At 71.8% G+C, this 3488-nt stretch carries 3 protein-coding genes; 2 read left to right on the top strand and 1 reads right to left on the bottom strand.

Annotated features, from left to right (window positions below; genetic code table 11):
• Positions 1 to 1180 (top strand): MutS-related protein (locus ACFQEU_RS13165; protein ID WP_417448542.1); only part of this gene is annotated, 1180 nt, incomplete at its 5' end.
• 2 nt (positions 1181 to 1182) lie between these two features.
• Positions 1183 to 1638: a DUF8009 family protein gene (locus ACFQEU_RS13160; protein WP_379782871.1), complete on the top strand. Its 456-nt coding sequence runs from the start codon at positions 1183 to 1185 to the stop codon at positions 1636 to 1638.
• Positions 1639 to 1663: 25 nt separating this feature from the next.
• On the opposite strand, the gene ACFQEU_RS13155 is transcribed toward ACFQEU_RS13160, so the two are convergent.
• Positions 1664 to 3488 (bottom strand): glycoside hydrolase family 15 protein (locus ACFQEU_RS13155; RefSeq protein ID WP_379782869.1); only part of this gene is annotated, 1825 nt, incomplete at its 5' end.

Here is a 3488-nt window from a genome sequence, read left to right as displayed (position 1 = left end):
GGACGCGGAGCTCGACCGCCGGCGCGACCGGCTCGGCGCGGCCCGTGAGCTCTCGGACTCCGCGTTCGACGTGCTCGAACGGGTCCGAGACGGTGAGCTCCGCGACTTCGAGGCGCTCGAAGCCGCCACTATCGATCACGTCGCGAGCGAGACGGGCGTCGACCCCGCAACAGTACGAGCGGCTGCCCCAGAGGACGCGCTCGACGCCGCCGATTTCGTCTCGGCGACCCTCCGCGAGCTAGTGACCGAGCTGGAGGACGCGGTCGCCGAGCGCGAGGCGACGGTTACCGAAGCGCTCCGTGACCGGATCGGCGACGCCGACGGCGACGTCGTCCGGGCGGTCGAGGCGGTGTCGGACGTCGCCGTCGACCTCTCCCTCGGACGGTTCGCAGCGGCACACGACGCGGTCCGTCCCCGACTCGTCGACGACGGCGTCGCGGTCAGGAACGCCCGAAACCCCTTCATCGACGACCCGGTCCAGCCGGTGTCGTACGCGGTCGGCGATCACGACCTCGACGAGGGCGGGTGGGAGTCGTCCGAGCGCCCGCCGGCCGGCGACCGCGTGAGCGTCCTCACCGGCGCGAACTCCGGCGGGAAGACCACCCTCCTCGAGACCGTCTGTGCTGTCACGCTGCTCGCGTCGATGGGGTTACCCGTGCCCGCGGACGAGGCGGAAATCGGATCGTTCGACCGGATCGTGTTCCATCGCCGACACGCCTCGTTCAACGCGGGGGTGTTGGAGTCGACGCTCCGGTCCGTGGTCCCGCCGCTGGTCGAGGAGGGGCGCACGCTCATGCTCGTCGACGAGTTCGAGGCGATCACGGAGCCGGGGCGGGCGGCCGACCTCCTCAACGGACTCGTCGATCTGACCGTCGAGCGTGGGGCGCTCGGCGTGTACGTCACCCACCTCGCTGAAGACCTGAGCCCGCTACCCGACGCCGCCCGCATAGACGGCATCTTCGCCGAGGGACTCACGAACGACCTCGCGCTCCGGGTCGACTATCAGCCGCGGTTCGGCACGCTCGGCAAGTCGACGCCGGAGTTCATCGTCTCGCGGCTCGTCGCCAACGCCACCGACCGGACCGTCCGCGGCGGCTTCGAACACCTCGCGGCCGCGGTCGGCGAAGAAGCGGTACAGCGAACGCTCTCGGACGCGCGCTGGTCCCCGGACGGTGAGTAACGATGGCGGACGACACGCAGCGGGAATCGGACCCGGCCCGGATCCGATCAGTGGCGGTCCACCGCGAGGACGTCGCGAACGCGCTGGAGGCGAGCCTGCGGAGCGACCGCGTCGTGGTGTTGCGGGTGACGCCGCCGTTCTCCGGGCGGATGCGCGCACGGCTCCACAGCGTCGACGCCGATCCCGAGACGGGGTCGACCGACGGGGCGACACGCCCCGCGGGACCGACGGGGCCGATCCACCTCGACCCCCGCGCGCTCGTCGAGGAGTACCCACCGTACCCGGAGGTCGACGAGACCACGGCGGAAGGTCCGGGCGACGACGTCGAGGCGCGCCGCGAGCGACACGGGGAGCGAGTCGAGGCGTGGCGTGAGACGGTCAGAGACGCGGTCGGCGGAACCGTTTCCGTCCCGGTCGCCGACGGAACACACGAGGTAGCGGTCGTCGCACTCGGCTGAGAAACGGGAGAGCGGGTCGAACGGGTCAGCGACGGATCCGCTCGACCGCGGTGCCGGACTCCGCGAGTGCCTTGTCGGTCGCCGCGGCGACGACGATCGTATGTGCGCCGATCGCGGCGTCGAGCCGTACCTCGAACTCCCCGTCCGTCGGCGTGACCGTGGTGGATCGTCCCTCGAGGGAGACGGCGACCACCGCCCCGTCGGTCTCGCCGGAGACGACGAGCTCGTCGTCGACGACGTCGGCGACGGCCGTGAGCTCCGGCCCGTCCGGCCGGTCGGACTCCACGTAGCGGTCGCGGACGAACGCCGGCGTCTCCACCGGCTCGCCCGCGTCGACCCCGTGCGCCAACCGGATGAACCCGGCCATCGACCAGGCGAGCGGCGTCGCCCCACCGGTCCCTTCGCCGAACTCCCAGCCGTACTCCGTCGGGTGCTCACGGTCCCACACCTGCTCGGGGAGCATCCGACCGTCGTTGCCGAAGCCGGCCATCGTCTCCAACAGCGCGTCGGGCTCTAACGCGTCCTCGTCAGTGCCGCCGAAGCCGTCCGGGCCGTCGGCGCGAGCGCGGAGCTCGTACTCCCCGCGCTCGCCGGTGAAGATCGGCCAGAGCCGACCCTCGCCGTTCCCCATGCCGGCCCACGGCGCACCGGGGTCCTCCGAGCCCAGCTCGCCGTAAGCGTCGCCGACGTAGCGGTACCACGCGGGGCCGTGTGGCGTGTCCGCGCGGATCGCGTCGTCGTCGACCGCCACCGAGTTGCGGACGACGGGGTCGTCGGCCGGTTTCACGCCCAACCGAACGAGCTCGAGGAAGCCGCCGTCGACGATCTCGCGCTCGTCGTACGTGGGGCCGTCGTTGGCGATGGTGCGGGGACGCCCGGTGTCCGGGTCGCCGTCGGCGGTGATCCGGAGGTAATACGGCGTCTCCGCGTGCCGTTCGGTGCCCGTCTCCGTGGCACACCACTCCTCGATCCGGTCGGTCCAGTCGTCGGCGAGCGCCAGCCACGCGAGCGCGTCGGCGCGGAGTTCGACCGGATTCGGGATTCCCGGACCGTCCGGATCGACATCCGTCGGGTTCCCGGACGCGGTGCCCGTGTCGTCCGCCCCGTCGACCGGGACTCCCGTCCGGCCACCGTCCGCGGTGGCGGGCTCGCCGCCCGTTCCCGCGATCCGATCGGCCTCGGCGAGCGCGAGCGCGGCCCCACAACAGAGCCCGGCGATCTCCGCGGCGATGCTTGACGGCGAGTAGCCGGCCTCCTCCTCCCAGCGCTCCTGAGCGGTCTCCGGCCCGTTTCGCGCGACGTAGCCGAGCGACCGCCGGACCTGGTCGTACGTGTAGTCGGCGTCCGACAGCGACACCCCTGCCTCGTACAGTTGCCAGGCCATCACCGAGGGGTACGCGATGTTGTCCATCTGCTCGCCACCCCACCGCGTCCGCCCGTCGATGTAGGAGTTCTGGGGGAGGAACCCGCTGTCGTCCTGCTGGACGTTGTAGAGGTACGCCAGCGCGTCCGCCCCGCGTTCGACCTCGCCGACCTCGACGAGGGCGGTGAACACCTGATACAGGTCACGCGACCAAACGAAGTTGTAACCGTAGCCGCGGTCCTCCGCGGCGTACTCGGTCTCACCCCACGGCACCGACGGGCTGGCTATCCCCGCGCCGTCCTGTCGTTTGTCCTCGACCGCGGCGAGCGTCATGAGCGCGAACCGGTACTGCGTCAGGAGGTCCTCGTCGCCGGTCACGGACGCGGGAAACTCGCGGCCAGCGAGCCACTCGCGCCACGTGTCGGCGTACGCGGCCGAGACGTCGGCGAACCCCTCGGCGAGCGCGCCCTGTGCCTCCCCGAGCGCG

Source organism: Halorubrum tibetense (assembly GCF_042661865.1).
Classification (GTDB): domain Archaea; phylum Halobacteriota; class Halobacteria; order Halobacteriales; family Haloferacaceae; genus Halorubrum; species Halorubrum tibetense.
Note: the sequence above shows the minus strand (reverse complement) of the source record. Positions and strands in the feature narration are given on the sequence as shown.

What these genes read in the sequence shown, in the direction of transcription:
- ACFQEU_RS13160 (WP_379782871.1), top strand. Translation starts at nt 1,183, where the DNA reads ATGGCGGACGACACGCAGCGGGAATCGGACCCGGCCCGGATCCGATCA.